Here is a 4,925-nt window from a genome sequence, read left to right on the forward strand (position 1 = left end):
AAAGTCGTCCCAGATCGATCCGACGAAGATTCCCAGACGCCGTCCCCGCACCGTCTCGGGAATGACGCCGCCATCCTCCAGCGCCTCCCAACCGATCTCGAGGACGAGACGTTGGCGGGGATCCATGAAGGCCGCCTCCCGTGGGGAGACGTGAAAGAACGGCGCGTCGAAGAGATCGATTCCGTCGATGAACCCGCCCCGGGTCGAGTTCACCTTTCCCGGGGCGGTTGGATCGGGGTCAAACAGTTCGGCGGCGTTCCAGCGGCTCGCGGGAACATCGGTGATTACCTCGCGTCCGTCACGGAGTACTCTCCAGAACGCCCGGACGGACGGCGCCCCGGGAAACCGGCACGCCATACCCACGACGGCAATCGGCTCGGCCGGCCCGCCACGGAACCCGGGGCCGACTGGTTGTCCGTTATCGGCGAACACGCTGTTCTCCATGCCCAGGATCACTCCCGCCCGAGTTGGATGAACCATCCACGGTTATCTCGAACCTAACCCACAAAATTCACGTCCGATACCCCTATATGTCCCGTAAGGGGCACCGACGCCCGCAACGGCACTCCGGACCAGTCGACATGGGGTTTACACCAGGGGCCTGCCCAGAGGTCGCCGTTGCCTATGTCTGGCGCGAGCAGTGAGCGAAGGTGATCGGCCAGGAACCGCGGTGTGGGGAAGTCGAACACGACGGCGGTCCACACCAGGTACGGCCCGCCGGAGGTAGTTGAGATCCGCGACGTGGACAGACCCGCGGTCGGGGACCGGGAGGTCCTCGTCCGGGTGCACGCGACGACGGTGAACCGGACGGACTGCGCCTACCGGGCGGCTAGGCCCGGCGGCCGTGCAACTGCTGAAAAGTCTCGGCGTCACCGTGACCGCGGTGTGCGATACGGCAAACCTGGAGCTGGTGAAGGGCCTGGGCGCCGACCGGGTCGTCGACTACACCGCGGGGGACTTCACCGAGGACGAACAGACCTACGACGCGGTGTTCGACGCGGTGGGCAAGAGCACGTTCGGCCGCTGCAAGCGGCTACTGAAGCCCGGCGGGGTGTACGTGTCCTCGGAGCCGGGTCCCTGGGCCCAGAACCTGATCCTGGCGCTCGTCACCCCGCCGCTGCGCGGCAGGAAAGTGAGGTTTCCGTTCCCGCGGGACAACCAGGCGATCGTGCGCCACCTTCGGGAGCTGATCGAGTCCGGGGAGTTCAAGCCGCTGATCGACCGACGGTACCCACTGGACCAGATCGTCGACGCCTACCGGTACGTGGAGACGGGACAGAAAATCGGCAACGTCGTGATCACCATCGCGCCGGAGGACTGACCGAGCGGACTGACAGGCACCAGGCGTAGCCGCCCTGTGATCACATCGTCAGACAACCATGCCGCTGGAGTGATCCCACTTCCGTGGACAGCAGATCTGAAGCGGCGAGCTTCTTCGCGAGCCAGCAGAAGTGAAGTTCGAGTTCATCTCGAACCATGCTGCCCGCCGCGACCGGCCAGAAGCAGGTGCCGTACCCCGTGTCTGGCCACCAGGTGCCGGGCGACCAGGCCGCCGATGATCCCGGTGCCACCGGTGATCAAAACGGTTCCTTCCGGATTCCAGGCCATGGCCTCCTCATCCGGCGTCAGCGTCAGCGACGGCGCTTGCGCCAGCCTCGGCACGAACGCTCGCCCGGCGCGCAGAGCCAGTTGTGGTTCCCCGGTTTCCAGTGCAGCGGAAACCATGGCCAGGGAGGCCTCGCTGTCGTCCAGGTCGTCCAGGTCGAGCAGGACGAAGCGGCCGGGATGCTCCGATGCGCCGATCGCACCAGTCCCCACAAGGCGGCACCGGCGAGATCGGTGGCCTGTCCGCGGGGCTCGCCGGTCACCGCACCCCGTGTCAGCAGGACGATCTTCGCGGCCGCGAATCGCTCGTCGGCCAACCACGCCTGCGCCAGTGCCAGTGTTCGATGCACCGCGGCGTGCGTCGCGGACGCGAGCTCCCGGGCCGCGTCGTCCGGAGAGGTGCCGTACGGAGAAGTGTCGTACGGGCAGGGGACGAGGACCCAGTCCGCGATCGGGTCACCGGCCGCGGCCAGCGCGGCTAGATCGTCATAGACCGCCACGGTGTCGCCGACGACTCCCAAACCGCCGTCGTCGGCTCCGATGATCGCCCAGCGTGCGGGTTGCGGCGTGGAGGACACCGGCTGGGAAGTCCATTCGAGTTGGAACAGCGATCGCCCGGTGAATGCACCTGCGGGGACCGGTTTCGCGCCGACCTCCAGCCAGTAGCGCTGATGCTGGAAAGCGTAGGTAGGCAGGTCCACCCGCCGGCCACTGGCCAGTAGCGGCGTCCAGTCCACCGGCACGCCCCGCACCCACAGCTCGGCCGCACCGACCAGGAACTGGTCCAGACCTCCTTCATCCCGCCGCAACGACCCCACAACCACACCAGACTCCACACCAACGGCATCAAGCGTTTCCGCCACCGCCATCGTCAACACCGGATGTGCGCTTACCTCCACAAACACCCGAACCCATCGGCGGCCAGGGCGCGGATCGCCTCCTCGAACCGCACGGTCTCCCGCAAATTCCGATACCAGTAACCGCCGTCCAACTCCCCGGCATCCAGCCGCCGCCCCTCCACCGTGAAAAAAAACGGCACCTGCGCCGCCCCCGGCTTCAAACCCGCCAGCACCTCGACCAGATCGTCGCGGATCAATCCCACCTGCGACGTATGCGACGCATAGTCCACCGGGATCATCCGCGCCGTGACTCCCTCAGCCACACACCGAGCGACCAACTCCTCCAACGCCCCCGGATCACCCGCCACCACCACCGACGAAGGCCCGTTGACCGCCGCCACCGACATCCGGCCGTCCCACCGCGCCAGCCGGGCCTCGATCTCCACCAGCGGCAACGCCACCGCCACCATCACCGCCCACGACACCGGCTGCACCACATCCACCCGATCCAGCGACGGCGCGCCCTCCACCCCCCGCAACGCCTCTACCTGCGACCAGTCCACGAACGGCGCCAACGCCCGCCCGCACTCCGCGAACCGTGCCGCGCCGCGCCGCGCCGCGAACACCGGACTGGAATCCAGCAGCTCCACCCCCATCCCCATCCACTGCGATCCCTGACCCGGAAAGACCAACACCACCCGACCATCCCCACCGCCAACAGCGCCGCACACCACGTTCGCCGCGGGCCGCCCCTGCGCCAGCGCCTCCAGCCCCTCCATAGACCCCTGACGTTCATCCCCCAGCACTACCGCCCGATGCTCCAATCCCGCCCGCCCCGTCAGCAGCGACCACCCCACATTCACCGGATCCACCGCCCGAGCACCCTCAAAATGCGACAACAACCCACCCGCCTGTGCCCGCAATCCCCCCTCCGATCGCGCCGACACCAACCACGGCACCACCCCGACACCCAGCTCGGAATTGGAATCGGGTTCGGGTTCGGGTTCGACGGCGGGTGCCTCCTCGACGATCACATGCGCGTTGGTGCCGGAGACACCGAACGACGACACCCCGCCCGCCGCGCGTGACCGGTCTCCGGCCACGCCACCGGCTCGGTCAACAACCGCACATCCCCCGCCGACCAGTCCACGTGGGGAGTGGGCTCGGCCACGTGCAGGGTCCGCGGTAACACCCCGTGCTGCATCGCGAGCACCATCTTGATGACACCGCCCACGCCCGCGGATGACTGCGCGTGTCCGATGTTCGATTTGAGCGACCCCAACCACAACGACCGGTCTTCCCGCCAGTCCTGCCCGTAGACGGCAATCAGCGCCTGCGCCTCGATCGGATCACCGAGGGTGGTACCCGTACCGTGTGCCTCCACCGCGTCGATGGTCTCGGCCACCAGCCGGCCGTTGGCCAGCGCGTCGCGGATCACACGCTCCTGGGACGGGCCGTTCGGCGCGGTCAGTCCGTTGCTCGCGCCGTCGGAGTTCACCGCCGTACCCCGGCACCAGGCCCAACACCCGATGGCCGTGGCGACGGGCGTCCGCGAGCCGTTCCAGCAGCAGGACTCCCACGCCTTCGGAAAGGCCGAAGCCGTCGCAGTCGGCCGGGAGCTGGCACGGCTACGACCGGACGCCTTCCGCCCCGACCTCGCCATGTCCCTGAACAACCTGTCGAACCGCCTGGCCGACCTCGGCCGCCGCGAAGACGCCCTGGTCGCCATCGAAGAAGCCGTCACCGTCCGACGCGACCTCTTCGGCCAGTACCCCGCACCTTTCGTGGGGCCGTTTGTTCAGTCCTTGGCATTCACCGGCTACCTACTGCAAGGGCTCGGCTCGACACGTGCGGTCCTGGACGTGACGCTCGAAGCCTTTTCCCTCGCCAGCGAACACCAGCTCCAGGACGTCGCTGCGCTCGTCGTATCGCTCATCCGCGAGGAACGTCGAGCCGTCGGGAAGCCGTTCGACGACGTGTGGCGCGAGATCACTGGGACAGGCGTACCGGACGAGCTCTAACCGCTCGCGGTCCGCCGCGCAGCTGCCGGTCACAGAGCGTCGCGATTCGTGGAATGCGTCGTGGAATGTGCGGGAAGTCGTGCCGCGTGGTTTGGGTGCTTTGCGAAGTTCGATCGGGGCTGTAAGCGTTGGTAGCGCGGCTAGATCGCCGATGCGGCTCTCTTAGGATCTGCCGCCTTCGGGCGTGGGGGTTCAAGTCCCCCCTCCCGCACCGGTTGATCCGACGGTCCACGGACCATGCGCGGCACAGAACTATCCCCAAGATCAGCGCCATCCACAAGATCGGCGCGTGTTTGTCGTTAGGTACGCATATCGGCCCGAAAAGCGTACCCAAGAACAAACACGCGCCGATCATGGCCCGTGCAGGTCGTCAACGCAGCTTACGATCAGCCGCGATGAGGGCGGCCAGCGGTCAACGGCGGTAGACGTCGCGGCGATGGCCGAGCTCCACAACCAGGAC

Annotated in this window: 6 protein-coding genes; 2 read left to right on the forward strand and 4 right to left on the reverse strand. The window is 67.4% G+C overall.

Features of this window, described 5'->3' with window-relative positions; translation table 11 throughout:
* Positions 1-480, reverse strand: a 480-nt coding sequence (locus U9983_RS26610; RefSeq protein WP_322756641.1) for a polyketide synthase, incomplete at its 3' end; no start/stop codon positions are given.
* Between the two features lie 403 nt (positions 481-883).
* On the opposite strand from U9983_RS26610, the gene U9983_RS26615 reads away from it, so the two are divergent.
* Positions 884-1,321 carry a zinc-binding dehydrogenase gene (locus tag U9983_RS26615; RefSeq protein ID WP_322756642.1) on the forward strand — a complete coding sequence of 146 codons (438 nt, stop codon included), beginning with the start codon at positions 884-886 and terminating at the stop codon, positions 1,319-1,321.
* Positions 1,322-1,464: 143 nt separating this feature from the next.
* Here U9983_RS26615 and U9983_RS28205 read toward each other — a convergent pair whose 3' ends face one another.
* The 3 genes from U9983_RS28205 to U9983_RS26635 form a co-directional block, all read right to left on the reverse strand.
* A complete protein-coding gene (locus U9983_RS28205) occupies positions 1,465-1,926 on the reverse strand; it encodes a SpnB-like Rossmann fold domain-containing protein (protein WP_416211562.1) in 462 nt (153 codons plus the stop codon).
* Positions 1,927-2,494: 568 nt separating this feature from the next.
* The gene (locus U9983_RS26630) at positions 2,495-3,547 is read right to left on the reverse strand and encodes an acyltransferase domain-containing protein (RefSeq protein WP_322756645.1); all 1,053 of its coding nucleotides are present in this window, start codon (positions 3,545-3,547) and stop codon (positions 2,495-2,497) included.
* The gene (locus tag U9983_RS26635; protein ID WP_322756646.1) at positions 3,475-3,942 is read right to left on the reverse strand and encodes a polyketide synthase; all 468 of its coding nucleotides are present in this window, start codon (positions 3,940-3,942) and stop codon (positions 3,475-3,477) included. The genes U9983_RS26630 and U9983_RS26635 overlap by 73 nt, the downstream gene beginning before the upstream one ends.
* Here U9983_RS26635 and U9983_RS26640 point away from each other — a divergent pair.
* Entirely contained in the window at positions 3,920-4,465 is a 546-nt protein-coding gene (locus U9983_RS26640) for a tetratricopeptide repeat protein (protein WP_322756647.1), read from the forward strand. The two genes, U9983_RS26635 and U9983_RS26640, sit on opposite strands and share 23 nt — an antisense overlap.
* The last annotated feature ends 460 nt before the right edge of the window (positions 4,466-4,925 follow it).

The organism is Protofrankia sp. Cas3, assembly GCF_963555955.1.
Classification (GTDB): Bacteria; Actinomycetota; Actinomycetes; order Frankiales; family Frankiaceae; genus Protofrankia.